Below are 19,311 nucleotides of genomic sequence, written 5' to 3' on the forward strand. Positions count from 1 at the left end.
CTAAATAACTGTTCGGAATAGTAGATCACTTTGAGGGAACTCAGCCCGAATTGTGCGATCTGATCAATCGCTGAATATCCCAAATCACCAACCGGACTGAGCGATGCCGATCATAGCACCAATTCCCCGTGACGAACGACGCCTGATGCAGAAAGCTATCCATAAAACGCGTGATAAAAATTATGCCCGCAGACTGACCGCCATGCTGATGTTGCACCGGGGCGAGCGCGTCAGTCATGTGGCCAGAACACTCTGCTGTGCCCGCTCATCGATTGGTCGCTGGATTAACTGGTTCACTCTGTCTGGTGCTGAAGGCCTGAAGTCATTACCGTCAGGACGTGGCAGGCGCTGGCCGTTCGAACATATTTGCGCATTGCTGCGTGAGCTTGTGAAGCATTCTCCCGGCGATTTCGGTTATCAGCGTTCCCGCTGGAGTACCGAACTGCTGGCGATAAAAATCCGTGATGTCACCGGTTGTCCGCTACATGCCTCAACCATCCGGAGATGGTTACCTGCTGCCGGGCTGGTATGGCGCAGAGCAGCGCCGACACTGCGTATCCGTGACCCACACAAAGAAGAAAAAATGGTCGCTATCCATGAAGCACTGGCGAAATGCAGTGCGGAAAATCCCGTGTTTTCCGAAGATGAAGTGGATATTCATCTCAACCCGAAAATCGGTGCTGACTGGCAGTTACGCGGGCAGCAAAAACGTGTTGTCACACCGGGCCAGAATGAAAAGTACTATCTTGCCGGTGCGCTGCACAGCGGTACGGGAAAAGTCAGCTACGTAGGTGGAAACAGTAAAGGTTCATCTTTATTTATCAGACTGTTAAAACATCTTAAGGCGACATACCGGCGGGCAAAAACGATTACGCTCATTGTCGATAACTACATTATCCACAAAAGCCGTGAAACGTTGCGCTGGCTGAAAGCAAACCAGAAGTTCAGGGTCATTTATCAGCCGGTTTACTCGCCATGGGTCAATCATGTCGAACGGTTGTGGCAGGCGCTTCATGAGACAATAACCCGAAATCACCAGTGCCGTTCAATGTGGCAACTGTTGAAAAAGGTTCATCACTTTATGGATACCGTCAGCCCATTCCCCGGTGGAAAACACGGGCTGGCTAAAGTGTAGCGGTATTAGGATCAGTTATTTAGAGGTGATGATGTTTAACTGTTGCTCTGCGCTGGTGAGTGCCGGTAATCCTGCCAGAATATCGTTCTCAATAGCGCGAAGGTACACAGGAGAGACGGCAAGGACAAACTGATCCTGGGGGCAGATCCGCATCAGTTCAGCCAGTGTCGGGCACCGTCCTGGTAAGGGAGGCTTCGCTGTAAGTCGGTGCCAGTGCTCGCCTGCCGCATACGGCAGGGCATGAAAGGTGCATTCATAGGGTACGGCAGGATCGGTAACATGACGGAGCCCCAGCCCTGCTGATACGGCCCATAACTCGACGGCTGCGTGACGATGAGCAACGCTCCTGGCGCGCTGCCAGTGCAGGCCTTTGTAGAGATCACCCGTGATGATTTGCCTGTCAGTTGCGCGAATCTGGTTTCTCCAGGCCTCTATTGCCTCAGCGGGTCCCTTCAGCTCGTAGGGAAAGGTATTCTCAGCCGCCGGCGCTGACTTGCTCCTGCTGCAGCTGACGATAAGATGAATGGTACCGGCCCCGCAGGACTGGCTCAGGGCTTTCCCGCCTGTTTGTCTCCCGCCCATACCACGTAGGTGGTCAGCTGTTTAACGGCGTCTTGTCCGACGTAGCCAGCCAGATAATTCAGCGCCGGTGTGGCATTTTCACGAGATAGCGGACTGTGGAATCCAAATCCATCCGTTGATAAGAGCCATTGCAGACGTTCAGTCCAGTTCTCGCCGGCTTTTCTGACAGGGGAAAAGACGAGGGCGACCAGCTGGTCACGTTTGCAGAACAGCTGTCGCCGCTCCAGTTCGTCCAGCAGGCTGTTCAGGTCGTGCCGGTCATATTCTTCCTGACTCATCAGAGGCCAGCGGATGCGGTGCATTTGCAGCTCCTGCGCCTGGCCGCCGGTGAACCCCGCACGTTCCAGCAGGTCGGCCAGCGCGGCTTCCGTGTCTTCCTCGTATGCGGCAGCCGAGAGCGGGAACGCCTCCGGACTCTCGCGCAGAACGCGCAGCAGGCGCGCCGGTGCCGGCAGGTCGCGGAGCGCCTCGCCGGGCATAATAACTGCCTGTCTGATCTCCTCATTCAGACCGGTGATCCCCTCCGCCTGCAGCGCGGCGTCCAGCTGGCGGTACCAGGTGTCCGTCAGGTCAGTTGTGGCGGTACCGGCGGGTTCGCCCTCTTCCGGCGTGTGGCTTTCATTGATCTGCATCCGGACAACAATGCCGGCATCATGGCAGGCCTGAAGCCAGGTGGCCACCTGCAGTGGATCGCCCGCCAGGCGCGTCAGCTGCCCGGCGGCGTTCCACAGTTGCAGGCAGGTGGTTCCGTCGAGACGGAGCACGTAATCGCCCCGGCACGCCATGTGCCAGGAACCATCCAGCTGTACCGGCCGATCGGCGCCCGGCGTACCGGCATCCTCCGCCGTTCCGGCCGGGACCAGCGGCAGAACACAGACGGCCGTCGCACGCTGTTCGGCCAGCATACGCTCCTGCTCGGTGGCCAGCAGCGGGGCCGCCAGTTCGCGGCCTGCCGCCGTCAGTTCGACGTGCAGATGCAGGTTCCGGGTACGCAGGGTACGAATCCAGCCCGCGTTCTCCATACGACGGCAGGAGTCGCGCAGATTGTTACCATAGACGGGGCGTTCACTGCCATTCGCCAGTATCTGCTCGATATCCCGTGTGGCGACGGGGCCGGGACATCGTTCAGCCAGCGCGGCCAGCACAATCAGAATTCTTCTCTGTAGCGGTGACGGGCGGCGGGCTTTGACCGTTGTCACGATACGCGGTCCTCTTTTCCGAAGATAAGGGCTTTCAGACGCTGCAGGTCGGCCTCAACACGCTCATTTCCTGTCACGCCCTGATAGCCGAGAATCGCCAGCCTGTGCCAGAAAAGCAGTACTTCAGAGGCTTTACTCAGCTCCCGGTTGTAAAAAATCCCGTCCCGGTTCAGGTCGCATTTTGATATTGCTTCCTCAGCTTCCCGGGTCAGTTGCTCATAGCTAAGTGAAAACACTGATTCTTTATCCATTTCATGTTCTCCGTATGATATTTTTGAATTCACAATTATCATATATGATATGATTTTAGAGTGATATGATATTAATAATATCAGGTATGATTTTTTATTGTATAAAATAAATCATTGCTCTTTTTTGCTTTATGGCGCTGACTGCGGGTTCCGCAAACCATAAAAAGCCCGGCGCGGGGGCCGGGCTTTACGTTCATGATACCGCTTCCCTGATGCTGTTCAGGTTCGGGCTGGCGCGGTGACCCGGGGAAAGGCGTCCGGCAGCTGCACGGCCGCCAGGTACGGGTGTAGATGACGGGCTTCCAGTGTTTCCCCGGGCATCAACGCGTCAGTCAGCCTGGCATGCAGGTCCTGGTTCAGGGTGAAGAATTCCGTCAGCAGCGCGTTATGCTCCGCTTTCAGTGCCATCAGTTGACGCTGATTGGACGCCAGCTCCAGCGGTGTGCCGGGGTCAGGATAGTAGATACCGGTGGTCAGGTGGCAGACCAGCCAGGGCACGGCATGAGAAAGCCAGCGTCTTCCGTCATCGAACGCGCCCGATGAGACGTCACCGGTATAGTGCTGCTCGCCCGCCATACCCGCCAGCGCCAGCAGCATTTCCCACGCTTCCCGGTTTTTGTCCATCAGACGGGGCCGGGGCTCTCCGCACCGGACGTACCCCAGCGAACCGCTGTTATCTGTCGACGTTTTAATGCTCACCTGCAGCGTTGCCGGCAATGGAGACCAGGCGGCATACATCAGCGCGTGGCCCGCTTCATGGGCGGCGGCAATGCGCCTGTCCGTATAGTGTACACTGCTGGCAGTCTGGCACGCGGTTGTGCCTTCCCGGACTTCCGTATCACCGGCGGGGTCATTGCCGGTAAGCAGGTTGCAGACAGCGTACACCATGCCACAACACACCATGATGACGACGACGGGGAACAACGGGTTTTCATCGCTGGACTGGCTGATTGTATCGGACAGCCCCCCGATAATGACGGGCAGCAACGCTAGCAGGGTACCGCCATACACGAAAGTGCGTATGAACGCGGCCAGACTTTGTGCCCGGCAGACACAGATCACCACAATTATTCCGCCAATGAACTGCGCGACGTCTGCGATATTTCCGACGTAAGAGGAGACGGGTGTAAACTCCAGTGTCAGCAGGAACCACCACACCAGGAAGAGTCCGCTGATCTCCAGAACGAAAGTCACCCGGGGCGGTAACGCCAGGCGGGATGGCAATGCACTGCCTGAATACGCTTTTTTATTCACATCCGGTCCTTATTGTTGTGTGAACGGCAAAGTCTGCACCCGTCAGGATGTCGGCCCTGAATACGTCAATCCTGCGGTTCTGCCGGCGGGGAATCTTCATAACTGGCCAGTTCCCGTCTCAGCTGAAGATAGTCCGCCGCGATGGCGGCCACCACGCCCGCGGTCATCCGGGCATCGGCAAGGGCTGAATGCGCCCGATCCTGCCAGGTGAGGCCGGCCTCACGGGCGGCACTGGCGAGCGAGATGGAGCCATAGCGGTTGGTGGCCCCGTAATAGCCGGCGGCCAGCTGCATCGCGCAGTGGACCGTGAGCCCGTCCAGCCACGGAGCCGGATCGCCATGTGCCGCCGCGGTCTGCTTCAGGATACGCAGGTCAAAAGGCGCATTAAAGATAATCAGCGGACGGGCGCCGATAATGTGCTGAAGCGGTGCGGCCACCTCCGGCCAGGACGGTTCGTCGCGGAGTGCCGGTGCCGTGATCCCGTGGACGGCACCGGCCTGCGGATCGATGTCGACCGTCGGGCGGAGGCGGGTTGCAAAAGCCACGCGACCGTCGGCCTCCGTCAGGCCGATTTCCAGCGCTTCGGCGTGGTAGCCGAGGCCGGTGGTCTCCGTGTCCAGGAACAACGGCGCCAGGCTCAGCCAGGTCCGGGCTTTCTGTGCCAGTCTGCCGCGGGGGCTGTTCAGGCGGGACAGCACGGCCAGACGCTGCCCGGCGCGCCGTTGCTTCTCCGTCGGCGGGCGTTTCTCCCGCATCGGGACGCAGTCAGCGATACGGTACACGCCATACTGGCCACCATAACTGCTTTTATACCATCTGACCGGCTCCACCCCGGGCGCCGGCTTCATCCGGAATTCATCGCGCAGGCGTCCCCGGGTAAAACACGCGTCTTCCGCAATGGCGGCGGCGCGCCGTGCGGCTAACTCATCCTTATCCATTTCTTCTCTCCGCCGTCTGGCATTGACTATTCCGGTACCGGTGATGTACTGCACTGGCGCAGATACCATTCGAAGATCGCGCAGGCGACGTCATCCGGATCGTCCTCTTCAAAATCCGCGCCGGTAAACGGCGAGTTATGCCACTGCCGTGAGTAGTCCGTCAGCGCCTGTTTCGCCTCATTCCAGACCAGCCGCTGGTAGCGGATCGGTTTGTCCGGGGCCCGCCGGTCCCAGCCAATCGCCAGCAGGCCGTAAGTGGCGTAGGTGATCTCCGGCAGCCGGCAGCGCGCATCGAGCCAGTCACGGCGGGTCGCCATCCACGCCTGAAAGTCCGGCTTTTCTTCTGCCGTCAGCACATCCTTTCTCCGCCAGGCCCGGATGGGGCCCGCGTGCTCCGGCGGGGGCAGGAACGTCGCGATGGCCTTGTCCGTCCAGAGTCGGGCTTTCAGTCCCTGCCGGCTGATCCAGTTCGCCTGCCATTGCTGGCTGCGCTCCTGCCGTTTTCGTTCTCCGTATTCCCGCCGTTCCCGTTCGTCATAGAGGTGCCAGCGGCCATTGTAGTAAGGCATTGCCCTGCCTCCTTCCGGTTGCAATACTGTGGGGCTGGCAGCGGTTCTGCGGCGCCCGGCGTTGACCGGCTCACGCGTCCCCCTGACACGCCGGTACCAGGTGTGCCGGCCCTGCCGGAAACGGCCCTGAACCTCCAGGCTGCCCCCCTCATCCGGCAGCAGGAACGCCACCCTCGCTCGCCAGACTGAGGTCACTGGTGTACACCCGCAACCAGTCCGGCTCCCCGTGGAACAGAACGCCGAAAAAGGCCGTCCCGTTCGATGCTGCCGTCATCACGGCGGCCGTGCGGCGCACCGTTCCCGTGCAGGTTTTTTCCCTGCTTTTCAGAAAGCTGAACAGGTTCACAGGCGCCCGGTTTCTTTTCCGTCGGTGGCCGCCGGTGACGGCCGGGAGGATGCCAGCAGGCTGTCCGCGGTGGCGCGCAGCCAGGCATAGAGTTCATGTCCGTCTTCGTCCAGCCCTGCATTGAGCTGAATACCACGCTCCGTGACTGTCCCTCCACTGCCACGGATGCGTCTGAGCAGGGTGCCCAGGATCCCGGTCCGATCGTCAATCACCACCCGGTCCTGATATTCCACAAACTGGTTCAGGGTAAGGTCGACAAACCAGCCTGTCACCTCCACGATGACGTGGGATTTAATGGTCGACCGATACTCATCCCGGAAATCCTTTGTCGTCTGCATATGGATAATCACCGGCTTCAGGGACGGATCACCGTCCTGAAGATACTGCGCCAGAAAGTTGCTGGCCAGATCGCAGCAGCCGTGTGGGAAGGCTTTCAGCTCCTGAAAGCGGCCCATCCGGAAGCACTCATGTGAGCGGGTGTCGGCGGCCAGCACCAGGGCGTTGTGAAAGGCGTGGATACGGCGTCTGATTTCCGGTGTCATTTTGCCCCCCTCCCGGCTTTCGGCTCCGCCCGGGCCAGGGTCAGCAGCTCGGCCTGCAGGGCGCGGTTTTCTTCCCTGGCGCCCTTCAGTTCCGCCTTCGTTTCCTTCAGCTGGGCCGCCAGGTGTTCGCCGGTGGCGGTGAGACGGGCCACCTGCTCGTGCAGCGGCAGCGCCTCATCCCGCAGTTGCCGGATGTCCTGCAGCAGGCGGTCACGTTCGGCCATCACCTCGCGCAGCACCGCCAGCTCGCTTTCCAGTTCAGCCACCCGGGCCTGCGCGGCGTCGCGCTCGAGGTCGGCCTGTTCAATGTCGGCGTCGGCCTGCTCGCGCGCGGCCAGCGCCCCGGCGTCCGCCTGTTTTACCGCCGCCTGCCACAGCAGGGCCAGCTGGCCGGTCAGCAGCTGCGCCAGCGCCGGCGGCAGTTCCGGCGTCTGTTCACTGGCCTGTTCGCGCAGCCGGGCGCGGAACGCGCGCATCACCGGGGAAATGGTGGCCAGCGAGCCACCGCCGAGGTGGTCACGGACCTGGACGTTGGTCGGGTTCGGGGTGCCGGCGGCGATGAGCGCCGCTGCGGCGTCCTCGATGCGACGGATCATGTCAGGGGAAGGCAGTTTGCTCATGGACTCTCTCCGTGGGGTGTCATGCACTCAGTGTATCCAGTGTTTGAAAAATACACAATACAGTTAATACAATTCGATACATATAATACAGTATGATACATTCAGTACATACGATACAGTTAATACAGACAGTACGGTCAGTACATACACCCGCTCTCTTTTTGCGGTCAGATCCGGAAAAAGTAAGTTCCGGATCTCCCGATCGTCACCGGCCGTTCACCGGCCCTGCCACACAACATGTAGTGTCATTTTCAGCTGCTTATGACGCTATATGTTGTATTACGCACCCTGATCGTGACCTGCTGTCCGGCGGCCGATATTGCCGCTTTGCTTATTCCCTGACCGTGGTACACTTCCGGAAAGTTGTGATATGGCAGAAAGTCGGATCTGACGGAAACGACTCTCCGGTAATTTAGCAATGTTGTTATATCTCTGCTTATTATCACCCTGAAAATGATGACGGCAGGGGAAAATCATCCGGATGACAGACGCAGGGTTGTGCACAGCAGATTGTGCTGTGCGTTGTAATTACTCTGAGTGACTATTTACTGGGGAAGGATACAGGAGGGGATAGTGTCCATTACGCTGCAGAAAATATATGAGAGCCTGAGAGTGGAGTACGGTCATCACGAGTTATGGCTGGACTGGCGGGAGTGGCCTTTCCGGCAGCCTAATCCGGCGCTGGAGCGCCAGCCGGTTGTCATATCCTGTTCCGGTCGTCAGCTTGCCGCCTGGGACGGTACCGGTGACAGCTGGTCTTTTGTTCAGGGGCGGGAGCAGCTTCACTTTGATGACCAGTCTGATTACTTCAATCCCGGAAGAAATAAGGACAACTTTCTCGACGCCAGACGTATTGCCGAGTTAAAGGAAAAATACCGGTTCTGATGCTCTCTCCGGACCGGAATGCGCGGAGGCGGGATTTTTTACTGACATCCGGTAAGTAACCGTGAACGACAAACAGGAGAGAAGAATGGACTATGTGGCAAAATCGTGCGGAGCTGTGCGCAAGTACGGTATGAATATCATCGCCGCTTCGCATTTAATGGAGGTTAAGGCCTTCACTCAGTCTGACCCGCGGATGCCAGTCACGCGGCTGCGCCGGTATCTGGGGCAGTACGGGCTGCGCGGTGAAGCGCTGAGCAGGGAGGTCAGGCGTATCGTCGCTGGCCCCGAGCGACCGGATAACACGCTGAAAACCGGAATTTACTATACCTGGCCCTATGGCTGGGAGCCTGTGGATTTCACGCCGATGATGCGCCGAATTCTTAGCGGAAAACGTACACGGCATGTGATGCTATTCGATGAATTCCATCAGGTGTTCAGGAAATGATGCCTGCCCTTCCCGGCCAGGGGATTGCCCTGCCTGCCGCACCGCTGCCGGTGGCCATCGACTACCCGGCCGCCCTCGCCTTACGACAGATGGCGCTGGTTCAGGACGAACTGCCGAAATACCTGCTTGCACCGGAAGTGAGCGCCCTGCTCCACTACGTTCCCGATTTGCACCGCAAAATGCTGCTGGCAACGCTGTGGAATACCGGCGCACGTATCAATGAAGCACTGGCCCTCACCCGCAGTGATTTTTCGCTGGCCCCGCCTTACCCGTTCGTGCAACTGGCCACCCTCAAGCAGCGCGCGGAGAAAGCCGCCCGGACCGCCGGACGTACGCCCACAGGCAGCCAGCCTCATCGTCTGGTCCCGCTCTCCGATTCGCAATACGTCAGCCAGCTGCAGATGATGGTGGCCACGCTGAAGATTCCGCTCGAGCGGCGCAACAAACGCAGCGGCCGGACGGAGAAGGCGCGCATCTGGGAAATCACCGATCGCACGGTCAGAACGTGGATAAATGAAGCGGTGGATAGCGCGGCCGCCGACGGGGTGACGTTCTCAGTCCCGGTGACGCCGCACACGTTCCGCCACTCCTACGCGATGCACATGCTGTACGCGGGCATTCCGCTGAAGGTGCTGCAGTCACTGATGGGCCACAAGTCCATCAGTTCAACGGAAGTATATACGAAAGTGTTTGCGCTGGATGTGGCGGCGCGGCACAGGGTGCAGTTCCAGATGCCGGGCGATCAGGCGGTGCTACTGTTGAAGGGAAATGTCAGATGACCATCATTCTCCGGCAGACCAGTTACTCATGCACGGCCGGACGTTATCTGCAATAAAAATAAATACGATCAGCTTAAATAATTTCTGGACATTTTTTCCGGTAGTGCCGGAATGTCCAGGGAGAAAAGCATTTATTGCTCAACATACAGCAGTTATCCGGTGGGATTTCTCTCTGCGAGAGCTACTGGACAGAAACACCTGAGTGTCCAATGTGGTGCAGGGATTTAACGAGGGGCAATAAAAAGACCGCTGGCGCGGCCTCAAACGAGGGTATTACAGTTGGGGCAATGGCATTTTGATAGTCACTCATTAACGACCCCGTGTCTCATATTAGCTTTTTTTAGCTAGTTTAGGTCTTCTTAAAAGGTAGATTAAATCAATGAACGATATTATAAATAAAGGAATAACCCATGCCGCACTTTGAGTAAACATGAGCGGAACGAATACACCTACTCCAATTAAGTAAATTGGAAGTCTGATAGTGGCATCTGTGATTAACATACTAATCTCCTGAAATGGAATCTAAATTATATTATCGGCATCGCATTGCAAAACTTAACATCTTTTTTTAATTTCGCGTCCGATCAGGGTAGTAATAAGGGCTAATACGAAAAGAGCGACAAAATGATGTCGGTTCTATTATTAAACTTATTGATAAATAATGGCTTCATCGAACTGTATTGTGCTTTTGCTAAGTAATAGTGATAAATAATAATCGTTAATATATTTTTTATCTTCATCGTTATATGCCTCCTGAGTTTATCAAGCGATATCCTGTGCTAACAGCTTCATAGAAGCAAGGCCGACAAGCGGCCTAATTATAGACAATCACCATATAAATCAGGGAGCAGAGGTAATGAAAAGAAGTTGTCCACCGTCCAGCTTAAACACTGTTAACGCAAGACCGCCTTTGGGGATCTGAAAAGGTTGGCTGGATTCAGCATGATTACCGTCAAACAACACTTGATAAGACTGCTTGATAGTCGCACCACCTTCATTTACTGAAAGTGGTGTGTTTTTAACGACAATAGCATCAGTCTCTTTAAATTTAAGTGGAGTCATATACTTTTTTAAGGCTGCAAAAACATCCTCATATGAAAGTACCTTGCCGCTGGCTGCGGGTTTAAAGATGATAACACTACCCTGATAAGCATTTAAATCAAGGGTTTCGGCTACAACATTTGAATGAAAACCGAACTTATCCAGAAGTTTGACTGAATTTACTAGCGAGTTTGTATCTGTATAGCCGAACACACCATAATGCGCCCCACCATAAGCACCTTCATTTGCCGAAATACCCGTTGCTGGCAATGTATCAGCCACGGCATTAAAACTCCCCAGAGTGGTACTCAGGAGCATAATAAATAATGATGATTTTAAGATGTTCATGCTTGACCTTTTTTTGTTGATTTAACTGATTAAATTATACCAGGCCAGATCTCCCACAACCAGCAGAACTGGACAGAATGACCTGAATGTCTAACTGCCTGGGGTATTAATAATGAACTCAAGCGAGCGATCAATTTAACTTCAAGGACGTTTGACGTGAGAATACCGGAAGAAAGGCCGCACTAGCGGCCTATCAAGACTAATCTATATATTTCCATCATCAAGCTCCCAGATGAATTTTTCATACTGCAAACTGACGCTTTCGACGTGGTTCATTTTGTCATTTGCGGTAAGTTTACAGTTAGACACGCCACACTTCACGTCCGCTTATAAACATGCCACCAGGTAACTAAAAGGCTCACAATAACGATTATCAATAATATTGAGTACATGAGTCTAATCGTTACCATAAATATTGGTGGCAGCGTTATTATCCTAATTAAAAATGAAATAGCTACCATGAATAAAAAAATAAATGGGTATGTTGATAAGATAAAGTTATAAAAATTATCCATGATTAATTCCTCGTTACCGGTGAGGTATTGGGATAAAGAGATTCACAGAGTCATGCGTTTAACTGCTGCCATAATGGAATAAAAATTTCCTGAACAAACATCACCATGCCGAGCACCAAAGACGCTAAAACAGCAGAATAGGACAGAATCATTCCAACACGGCATAGAAACGGGTTATCTAAATCGGACATAGTTTACCTGATGGATGTACGTTCGGTTTATATATTGTACCAGACCAGATCCCGCACAACCAGCAGAACTGGACGTTATTACCTGAGTGTCCAATGTGGCGCGGGGAATTAAAAGAGGGGTAGTAAAAAGGCCGCTTAGCGGCCTCATTCTGGATAAACAGATTCTTTTCTGGCATTAATGCCTTCAAGACGTACACGGTTTTTATCAGGCAGATGAATACCCAGCAGGCGAAGAATAAAGCATCGCCAACCCTGATTAATCTGACGGTTATAGCTGTACAGGTCATCATTCTCGTTTTTCAACTTTGACCACTCATTGCTGAGAGTTACTGGATCAAGTTCGGTAACGGCCTTTACCACACCGTTGATACGTACCGTGTTAATTCCGGTTCCCGTCATCATCGTTACCCCATATATCCTTGATTACAGCCATTCTACCAGGACAGACCACACGCAGCCAGCTGAACTGGACAGAATAATCGAGCGTCTAGGTGACAGCCTGAATCAGCTGTGGTACACGAAGGTGTTTGTGCTCGACGTCGCCGCGCGGCACAGAGTGCAGTTCCAAATGCCGGGATACGAGTCGGTTTCCCTCCTCAAGAGCGCGGGTTACGACCAGAACTGAAAAAGGAGTCTATTCTCTATGGCAATGAAACTTATCCGCAAAAAAGCTCCCAGAGGTGGACTCATCCGTTGGTTAACCGGGGATGAAGAAACGGCAGTTAAGAATATATCAGGTCGCAAAACATCAGCGGGCCGGGAGGAATACATTCTGGCGGAAAAGGTGCTGCTTGAAATGCGCCAGCGTGAAGCCTGGCTTCAGTGTGACTGTGTACCTGGAGACTCGCCGGCAATGAACAGCGCCAGGCTGATGCAGGATACCGGTACCCTTTTTCTGGCCGGGTTTAATCATGAACACGCACCAGAATGTCCAATGTACCGTAAGTTCAGTGGCGATGATGGGGCTACGGCAGGCGGAACCAGGAAAACGGCAGGCAGCCGCCGCATAAGTTATCGGAATTTCCTGCCTCCGGACGAGAACGGTGCCAGAGTAAGAGCTCCAGGACATCCGGTTGCGTCCGCCGGTGATCGTACAAGACGCACTCGCCGCTCACGCATCGCACGTCTTCTTCTTTCCCTAATCGAAGATGCCGGTCTTAACCGACTTGAAAGTCTCTCTCCCCTCCCCTCCCGGAAAGCAATCGATGCGATCAACGACCTCAGAAGAGTAGCAGAATCACAGGAGTTTATCCGCGGCCGACAGTTGTCGGATATTGTCCGTTTCCAGCCCGGGATGACCCAGTACGGGAAGGAGCAGCTAATGGAATCACTTGAGAATCATGACGCTAACTGGCCAGCAGGCAGAGCCCATATGTTCTTTCAGATCTTCATGTCTGAGTGCGTCACCCGGGATGAGGTCATGTTCAGTTGGCCAGGTGGCGAAGTTTCGTTTCGTCCTGAGCGCGGTATTAGCATAAATGGAGAGTCAACTGACGGGCTGCGGCCCCCATATTGGGTGATCCTGGCGTTCCGGCGCGGTACCGACAGTAAGGTGATCTGTAGCGAAGGTTATGCTCATGCCCTTTACCGTAGGGGATGTCCGGTACCGGTCGACAGCGGGCTGGAAAGGAAAACGATAGACGGTATTGCGGAACTGGCCCGCTGGCTTAGCCGTAACCCTGACGCCCCGGTGCTGAGTCTGGTGAAACCCCTGTTTGATATTGAGGTGGTGACTGAGGATGAGAAAGGGTTTGTCCTGCCGGATTTCATCCTCAATGCCAGGACGAATGCAGGACAGCATTACCGCTTCATAATCGAAACAATGGGGTATACCGATGAAGATTATTGCGAGCGAAAAACAGAGCAGCATCGCGGGATGAAAACGTTAGGTCACCTTTTAACGGATCCACCGAGATGGCCGGGGGAATCGGACACCAGTTTAAGCAAATACCTGTGGGGTTATTTCAGACATCTGGACTCAATAACGCCTTTGTAAGCCGGTACAGTGGATCTGACTTTACAGACCTGTTCAGCAATGTTCTTCAGGTTATGGGAAACAGGCCAACTTTACTGAATGTGGGAAGTAGACCAACTTCAGCTGTTGCGATCAACAATAGTAAAAATGAGTTTACCGTCCTCCACTTGCCTCATCGAGGCTTTGAGCGGGGTACTTTCGTTAATGTTTTTCAGAGCGGGATTAAGAAAGGTTCTTTTCATCTCCGCAATATTGGTTCGCTGGGAAGCGGGTAGCATGAATCGATCAGATAACCACTCTGGAGTGGTTATCCATATGCCAGACTGTCGGTACTGACACAGACTCTCATATAGCCGTATCACTTTCACACTCTTGAGCTTACCGCAGTCGTACAATGAATAAGTTGTGAACTGGCTTGTAAGTCCCATCAGATACGGCATAACTTTATAGTTAAACTCAATTTGCCACTTACCCCGGCCTCGCTTTAAACCTGCCTCAGCAAGCCAGGGACGCTTAACTTCTTCGAACTCCCCTTCCTTCGGATAGAAGGTTACGTTGCTGTCGGCAAGAACGCTTACCCCCTTTTTAACATCGCCGGAAGCAGTATCAATACCAACTTTAAAAAACTTAGCGTAATCCGCAACGGTTATTGAGAAGACTGGCGACTCTTCAGCAGGATCTTCTTTGTTGAAATAACATTGCATCAGGCATAACCACAAAACACGTTTTGCCTGTAGAGGCAGGTGGTATGCAGCCTCTGTCAGTTCATTTGACTGGCTAATGTTAACTGCTTTTTTGACCTGGACAGGGGAAGTTGATGTAGTCATTTTTTGTATGGGTAAAATTCACAGTACCCACATAATGACACGCTCCGCAAAATACGACAAGCACAAACAAGAACTTATCCACAAGAAGAAGCCTCATTTTTTACTTGGGCTGTTTCCCACATTAAGTTGGCCCATAACCCATATCTAGTTGGGGCATATCCCATTCAAAGCTGGGGTGCTTCCCATATTAATCCGGGGTCTTTCCCATACGATCTTGCTTTATTTCCCACAATGCCATGCCCTGAAGCCCCTGCCGACAAGGGCTCACCGCATTTTAAAAAGTTAAAAATATCTAAAAAATTAAGAAAAAATATAAAAAGCCTTTAAAAATTAGCCAGTGGATATGTGGACAAGCCATACAATTAAGTTGGGGTATTTCCCACAAAAGGGATGACACTCTTATCCGGCAAACGTGCGTACGAGCTCATTCAAACATTAGCTATCTTTCGCTTCCTCAAACACATCCGAAAAAAACCGGATGTGTTCTGCGGCGAGCGCTGAATGTTTTCAATCAACGTTCCTGATCTTACTTGGCCCATTTCCCATAGTTGTTTGTATATAAAACTTGGTGTGTTTCCCATAGTACAGGTCTCATAAGCTCATAACTTGGCCTGTTTCCCACTTATGAGAAGATACTTACATCAACAAGACAAAAAACTTGATTTATGATGTTTTTGGGGCAGAATGACAAAAAATGTCATCAGGTGGTGAATATGGAAAACATAGAGCAGTTGAAAAAAGTGGCTGTGCGTGCCCATAAGATGCTTGTCTCTCTTAGTGAAAACATACGGCAACAGAAAGACGAAATGCATCTTAACGAGTTTTATCAGGTATACAGTAAAGCATCGTTGTATAAGCTACCAAAACTAAGCAAAGGTATTGTTGAATACACTGTCAATGAAATGGAAGCGAACGGGTACAGCTTTAATAAAAAGCCGTCCGGAAACACCATGAAGTATGCAATGACGCTGCAGAACGTCATTGATTTGTATCATCATCGCGGGGTTCCTAAATACCGTGATCGCTTTCATGAAGCATTCTGTATTTATGTATCAAGTTTAAAAGGAGGTGGTACAAAAACTGTTTCGACTGCTTCTCTGGCGCACGGATTAAGGGCACATCCTCACCTCCTTTATGAAGATCTACGCATACTTGTCATTGATTTTGACCCGCAGGCATCGCTTACGATGTTTATGAGTCATGAGTTGTCGATAGGGCTTGTAGCTGAGACTGCTGCACAAGCTATGCTTCAGAACGTCAGTCGAGAAGAACTACTTTCTGATTTCGTTGTACAGTCCGTGGTACCTGGGGTTGATATTATTCCTGCGTCAATAGACGATGCGTTCATGGCAGAGAGGTGGAAAGAACTATGCAATGAATATCTACCTGGTCAAAATATTCATGCCGTCCTCAAAGAGAATATTATAGATAAATTGAAGCATGACTACGATTTTATCTTCGTGGATTGTGGCCCACATTTAGACGCGTTTCTGAAAAATGGTATTGCTGCTGCAGATCTACTTTTAACCCCCCTCCCCCCAGCGACTGTGGATTTTCACTCCTCACTTAAATATATAGCAAGCCTTCCAGAGCTTATTGCAAAGATAGAGGAAGATGGTCAGGAATGTAAGCTGCTGGGAAATATCGGCTTCATGTCCAAGATCCTGAATAAGCCTGATCACAAAATTTGCCATAGCCAGGCAAAAGAGGTTTTCGGCGGGGACATGCTCGATGCTGTACTGCCAAGGCTGGATGGTTTTGAGAGATGTGGAGAAACCTACGATACCGTAATTTCTGCTAACCCTGCGACATATGACGGCAGTGCTGAAGCCTTGAAGAGCGCAAAGCTGGCAGCAGAAGATTTCTCTAAGGCAGTGTTTGATCGAATTGAGTTTATCAGAACAAATAGGGGGGCATAATGAAGCAAAGAAAAACAATTGGCAGATCTATTAACTCACAAAGTACTGCTGAAGACCGCTCTTCTTCCGAAAGAACGCAATTCTTTACGTTAAAAACCGGGCGAAAAGTTAAATTTACCTTTATGACCATAGCTCCACAGGATGTGGAAGCAAAAACTTTTGTTCGCCAGGAAACAAATGGACGTGATCAGGAAGCTCTCACCAAAGCATCGTTAAAAGACATAATCAAGACAATTAAATTTCAGCAATTCTTTGCCTGCATCGGAGTATGGCATGACGATAAGATTGAAATTCTTGACGGGTCACGGCGCCGTGCTTCTGCCATCTTTGCTCATACTGGGCTGGATGTAATGGTAACGTCAGAAAACCTTTCGGCTGAAGAAGCAAGACAGCTTGCAAAGGATATTCAAACAGCAAAAGAGCACAATCTACGGGAGATAGGACTACGTCTGTTGCAAATGAAAGAGCGCGGTCTTAACCAAAAAGAAATTGCCGAACAGGAAGGTATGTCCCAGGCTAAAGTTACCCGAGCTCTCCAGGCAGCTGCCGTTCCGCCGGAATTGATTAAACTATTTCCAGTGCAGTCGGAACTCGGCTTTTCTGATTATAAAATGCTGATAGATATTCATCAGAACCTGAATGTAAAAGGAATTGGTCTTGAAGATCTGACTGAATGCATCTCGGCTAATCTTGATGAAATCATGGCAAACAGTGATTTGCCAGAAGAAGATCAAAAGCACGATATCCTGAAACTAATCAGTAAAGCCAGTCAGTCACTGATAGCTGCACCACCGAAAGAAAAACCAGTTGTTTCACCATTATGGGAATTTAATGAGAAAGATAAATTTGCCAGGAAGCGTATAAAAGGTCGGACTTTTACATATGAGTTTTGCCGCCTCTCCAAAGAGGTTCAGCAAGAACTAGATGAAGCGATAAACGAAGTTCTGCTGAAGCGTTTTTCTTCTTAATTTCGCCATGGCGATTTCACTGTTAACTCACTGTTTTTTCTGGTTTTCATTTCCAGATTTCACGGTGAAATCGCCATGTTTTTTCATGTTTATACCCCCTCCTCGGTTGCAGCGAGCATTCCTTACTCTCCCTTCGATGTAAAATTTAACTGATTCTCGCGATAGGAATATCTTTCCAGCGGGTGGTATACGCAGGAGACAGCATATCTCGTTTCATCTGCCATTCAGGCGCTATACCTCTTCCTGCAAACCATACCTTTCCAAGTCCTGAGTTGTTAATCCCATCCAGAGCTTTCATCAACTCATCGCTGTTAGCACGCGGCTGTATTTCATCAAATAAATTCAACTGGGAAACGCCGAAAGGCGTGAAGTCATTCAGCATCACGCCGGCTTTTGCATAGCGATGGCCATCAAGCCAGATCCGATCCAGAGACTTCACTGCCGCTTTAATAATGTCCCGGGTATCACGGGTTGGCATGAGGAGTTTTTCACTGGCTATGTTGCCGTAATACACCTCATTGACGGCAAAAGGTGAGGTTTTGATGAAAACGGCGATGTGCCGGCAGAACTGATGTTCGCCTCTAAGTTTCTCGGCCGAGCGCTCTGCATACTGACAAACGGCCTGTCGCATTGCTTCGTATGTTGTGATTCGTTCCCCGAATGAGCGGCTGCAGACGATCTGCTGTTTAGCCGGTGGAGCATCATCAAGAGATATACACGCCTCGCCGTTCAGCTCACGAACCGTCCGTTCCAGAACGACCGAGAAGTTCTTGCGCACAAAGGTTATATTCATACGGGCCAGTTGCAGGGCGGTGGTGATCCCGTACGTATTCAGCTTTTTACCAGTTCGTCGACCAACGCCCCAAATCTCATCAACAGGCTGCAGCGAAAGCAGTTTTTCCGTTCGTTTCGGATTACCTGTTGTCAGTGCAAGCACACCGCCAAACTGGGGCCACTCTTTTGATGCCCATTGTGCTGATTTCGCCAGGGTCTTTGTTGGCCCCATTCCGACGCCGATCGTAAGTCCGGTTCCGTTCCGGACGTGTTCACGCAGCTGCCTGCCGAAGTCCTCAAAATCTATGCAACCTTCAATTCCGCTGATGTCTGCGAACATCTCGTCAATTGAATATGCTTCCACCCGCGGCGCCAGCTCCTCAATATGAGAAAAGACTCTGTTGTTCATGCTAGAGTAGAGTTCGTAATTGCTGGAGAACGTAACGACGGGCTCAGGAAACTCCATCGCTTTTAGCTGGAACCACGGTACACCCATCTTGATTCCCAGCCGCTTCGCTTCCTTCGATCTTGCAATTACACAACCGTCATTATTGCTCAGAACCACGACTGGTTTATCCCGTATATCAGGGCGGAAGATTTTCTCACAGCTCGCGTAGAAGCTGTTTACGTCTGCCAGGGCGAACATCAGTCTTGTCCTCGTGTTTTGTGCACGAACGCAGTGACGACACCAAATATCTGCAGATGATCCGGATCTGGCCAGAGAGTAGGGTATGCAGGATTCATCGCCTGGAGCCCTGGACGTGGCATCAACAGTAGCTTTTTAACTGTAAACTCACCGTCTATCTCTGCAATCACGATATCTCCGTGCCGGGGGCGTTCCGCTTTGTCAACTATGAGCAAGTCGCCGCTGTAGAGGCCAATGTCACGCATTGAGTTGCCAATGGCCCTGACAAAGTAGGTTGAGCTACGACGCTGAATGCAATACTCGTTCAGGTCCAGCTCAGACTCAGTGTAATCAGCAGCTGGCGACGGGAAACCTGCCTGACAACGTTCCAGAAAAAGCGGGGCAGAAAACGGCTCAGGCATTGATGCTGCAGGATAAACGCGAAACATAGGACCTCTACATCTTAACTGTGTTTATATACAGTATTATTAGGTATTTTCCCGGGGTTTCAACACCAATATTTCTGTCCGCGGACAAGTCCCTGTACAGGCTAAGAAAAAATACTCCCGCTACAGGTAACAAC

Annotated in this window: 23 protein-coding genes and 2 pseudogenes; 8 read left to right on the top strand and 17 right to left on the bottom strand. The window is 52.1% G+C overall.

Going from position 1 to position 19,311, the window contains the following annotated elements; all coding sequences use genetic code 11:
* Nucleotides 1–103: 103 nt before the first annotated feature.
* The gene (locus tag QQZ17_RS15460; RefSeq protein ID WP_011787828.1) at nucleotides 104–1,135 is read left to right on the top strand and encodes an IS630-like element ISSpu2 family transposase; all 1,032 of its coding nucleotides are present in this window, start codon (nucleotides 104–106) and stop codon (nucleotides 1,133–1,135) included.
* 15 nt (nucleotides 1,136–1,150) lie between these two features.
* Here the strand turns inward: QQZ17_RS15460 and QQZ17_RS15465 are convergent, their stop codons facing one another.
* The 10 genes from QQZ17_RS15465 to QQZ17_RS15510 form a co-directional block, all read right to left on the bottom strand.
* Nucleotides 1,151–1,288, bottom strand: coding sequence for a hypothetical protein (locus QQZ17_RS15465; protein ID WP_182115623.1), 138 nt, complete (start codon nucleotides 1,286–1,288; stop codon nucleotides 1,151–1,153).
* Nucleotides 1,289–1,683: 395 nt separating this feature from the next.
* Nucleotides 1,684–2,916, bottom strand: coding sequence for a hypothetical protein (locus QQZ17_RS15470; RefSeq protein ID WP_048242158.1), 1,233 nt, complete (start codon nucleotides 2,914–2,916; stop codon nucleotides 1,684–1,686).
* Nucleotides 2,913–3,167, bottom strand: a complete 255-nt coding sequence (locus QQZ17_RS15475; RefSeq protein WP_048242156.1) for a hypothetical protein — start codon at nucleotides 3,165–3,167, stop codon at nucleotides 2,913–2,915. Before QQZ17_RS15475 ends, QQZ17_RS15470 begins: the two co-directional genes overlap by 4 nt.
* A 219-nt stretch (nucleotides 3,168–3,386) precedes the next feature.
* Nucleotides 3,387–4,421, bottom strand: coding sequence for a hypothetical protein (locus QQZ17_RS15480; RefSeq protein WP_048242155.1), 1,035 nt, complete (start codon nucleotides 4,419–4,421; stop codon nucleotides 3,387–3,389).
* Nucleotides 4,422–4,486: 65 nt separating this feature from the next.
* Entirely contained in the window at nucleotides 4,487–5,359 is an 873-nt protein-coding gene (locus QQZ17_RS15485; RefSeq protein ID WP_048242153.1) for a 3'-5' exonuclease, read from the bottom strand.
* Nucleotides 5,360–5,385: 26 nt separating this feature from the next.
* Nucleotides 5,386–5,715 carry a hypothetical protein gene (locus QQZ17_RS15490; protein WP_182115624.1) on the bottom strand — a complete coding sequence of 110 codons (330 nt, stop codon included), beginning with the start codon at nucleotides 5,713–5,715 and terminating at the stop codon, nucleotides 5,386–5,388.
* Nucleotides 5,660–5,839: a hypothetical protein gene (locus QQZ17_RS15495; protein WP_182115625.1), complete on the bottom strand. Its 180-nt coding sequence runs from the start codon at nucleotides 5,837–5,839 to the stop codon at nucleotides 5,660–5,662. The genes QQZ17_RS15490 and QQZ17_RS15495 overlap by 56 nt, the downstream gene beginning before the upstream one ends.
* A 237-nt stretch (nucleotides 5,840–6,076) precedes the next feature.
* Entirely contained in the window at nucleotides 6,077–6,202 is a 126-nt protein-coding gene (locus tag QQZ17_RS15500; RefSeq protein WP_268879022.1) for a hypothetical protein, read from the bottom strand.
* Between the two features lie 68 nt (nucleotides 6,203–6,270).
* Nucleotides 6,271–6,816, bottom strand: a complete 546-nt coding sequence (locus QQZ17_RS15505; RefSeq protein ID WP_048242150.1) for a hypothetical protein — start codon at nucleotides 6,814–6,816, stop codon at nucleotides 6,271–6,273.
* Nucleotides 6,813–7,436: a DNA-binding protein gene (locus QQZ17_RS15510; RefSeq protein WP_048242148.1), complete on the bottom strand. Its 624-nt coding sequence runs from the start codon at nucleotides 7,434–7,436 to the stop codon at nucleotides 6,813–6,815. Before QQZ17_RS15510 ends, QQZ17_RS15505 begins: the two co-directional genes overlap by 4 nt.
* A gap of 573 nt (nucleotides 7,437–8,009) precedes the next feature.
* Between QQZ17_RS15510 and QQZ17_RS15515 the strand changes: the two genes are divergently transcribed.
* The 3 genes from QQZ17_RS15515 (at nucleotide 8,010) to QQZ17_RS15525 (ending at nucleotide 9,545) form a co-directional block, all read left to right on the top strand.
* On the top strand, nucleotides 8,010–8,321 hold the full coding sequence (locus QQZ17_RS15515) for a hypothetical protein (RefSeq protein ID WP_048242146.1): 312 nt from the start codon (nucleotides 8,010–8,012) through the stop codon (nucleotides 8,319–8,321).
* A gap of 85 nt (nucleotides 8,322–8,406) precedes the next feature.
* On the top strand, nucleotides 8,407–8,766 hold the full coding sequence (locus QQZ17_RS15520) for a hypothetical protein (protein ID WP_152400165.1): 360 nt from the start codon (nucleotides 8,407–8,409) through the stop codon (nucleotides 8,764–8,766).
* On the top strand, nucleotides 8,763–9,545 hold the full coding sequence (locus QQZ17_RS15525; RefSeq protein WP_048242144.1) for a site-specific integrase: 783 nt from the start codon (nucleotides 8,763–8,765) through the stop codon (nucleotides 9,543–9,545). The genes QQZ17_RS15520 and QQZ17_RS15525 overlap by 4 nt, the downstream gene beginning before the upstream one ends.
* Nucleotides 9,546–10,385: 840 nt before the next feature.
* Here the strand turns inward: QQZ17_RS15525 and QQZ17_RS15530 are convergent.
* The 4 genes and pseudogenes from QQZ17_RS15530 to QQZ17_RS15545 form a co-directional block, all read right to left on the bottom strand.
* The gene (locus tag QQZ17_RS15530; RefSeq protein ID WP_048242142.1) at nucleotides 10,386–10,934 is read right to left on the bottom strand and encodes a hypothetical protein; all 549 of its coding nucleotides are present in this window, start codon (nucleotides 10,932–10,934) and stop codon (nucleotides 10,386–10,388) included.
* A gap of 204 nt (nucleotides 10,935–11,138) precedes the next feature.
* Nucleotides 11,139–11,255, bottom strand: a pseudogene (locus tag QQZ17_RS15535) (type VI secretion system tube protein Hcp); the annotation flags it as partial.
* 244 nt (nucleotides 11,256–11,499) lie between these two features.
* Nucleotides 11,500–11,640, bottom strand: coding sequence for a hypothetical protein (locus QQZ17_RS15540; RefSeq protein WP_172740677.1), 141 nt, complete (start codon nucleotides 11,638–11,640; stop codon nucleotides 11,500–11,502).
* Between the two features lie 144 nt (nucleotides 11,641–11,784).
* Nucleotides 11,785–12,039, bottom strand: a complete 255-nt coding sequence (locus tag QQZ17_RS15545) for a hypothetical protein (protein ID WP_048242267.1) — start codon at nucleotides 12,037–12,039, stop codon at nucleotides 11,785–11,787.
* A gap of 115 nt (nucleotides 12,040–12,154) precedes the next feature.
* Between QQZ17_RS15545 and QQZ17_RS15550 the strand changes: the two are divergent.
* Together QQZ17_RS15550 and QQZ17_RS15555 are read left to right on the top strand one after the other, a co-directional pair.
* Nucleotides 12,155–12,265, top strand: a pseudogene (locus tag QQZ17_RS15550) (hypothetical protein); the annotation flags it as partial.
* Nucleotides 12,266–12,283: 18 nt separating this feature from the next.
* Nucleotides 12,284–13,636 carry a hypothetical protein gene (locus QQZ17_RS15555; RefSeq protein WP_048242141.1) on the top strand — a complete coding sequence of 451 codons (1,353 nt, stop codon included), beginning with the start codon at nucleotides 12,284–12,286 and terminating at the stop codon, nucleotides 13,634–13,636.
* 98 nt (nucleotides 13,637–13,734) lie between these two features.
* On the opposite strand, the gene QQZ17_RS15560 is transcribed toward QQZ17_RS15555, so the two are convergent.
* The gene (locus QQZ17_RS15560; protein WP_048242139.1) at nucleotides 13,735–14,442 is read right to left on the bottom strand and encodes a replication initiation protein; all 708 of its coding nucleotides are present in this window, start codon (nucleotides 14,440–14,442) and stop codon (nucleotides 13,735–13,737) included.
* A gap of 713 nt (nucleotides 14,443–15,155) precedes the next feature.
* Here QQZ17_RS15560 and QQZ17_RS15565 point away from each other — a divergent pair.
* Both QQZ17_RS15565 and QQZ17_RS15570 read left to right on the top strand, forming a co-directional pair.
* Entirely contained in the window at nucleotides 15,156–16,361 is a 1,206-nt protein-coding gene (locus tag QQZ17_RS15565) for an AAA family ATPase (protein WP_048242137.1), read from the top strand.
* Nucleotides 16,361–17,329, top strand: coding sequence for a ParB family protein (locus QQZ17_RS15570; protein WP_048242135.1), 969 nt, complete (start codon nucleotides 16,361–16,363; stop codon nucleotides 17,327–17,329). Before QQZ17_RS15565 ends, QQZ17_RS15570 begins: the two co-directional genes overlap by 1 nt.
* A 145-nt stretch (nucleotides 17,330–17,474) precedes the next feature.
* Here QQZ17_RS15570 and QQZ17_RS15575 read toward each other — a convergent pair whose 3' ends face one another.
* Together QQZ17_RS15575 and umuD are read right to left on the bottom strand one after the other, a co-directional pair.
* On the bottom strand, nucleotides 17,475–18,749 hold the full coding sequence (locus QQZ17_RS15575; protein WP_048242133.1) for a Y-family DNA polymerase: 1,275 nt from the start codon (nucleotides 18,747–18,749) through the stop codon (nucleotides 17,475–17,477).
* Nucleotides 18,749–19,177, bottom strand: coding sequence for a translesion error-prone DNA polymerase V autoproteolytic subunit (gene umuD, locus QQZ17_RS15580; protein ID WP_048242131.1), 429 nt, complete (start codon nucleotides 19,175–19,177; stop codon nucleotides 18,749–18,751). Before umuD ends, QQZ17_RS15575 begins: the two co-directional genes overlap by 1 nt.
* Nucleotides 19,178–19,311 lie beyond the last annotated feature (134 nt).

This window comes from Citrobacter sp. T1.2D-1, from assembly GCF_950098555.1.
GTDB lineage: Bacteria > Pseudomonadota > Gammaproteobacteria > Enterobacterales > Enterobacteriaceae > Citrobacter_A > Citrobacter_A telavivensis.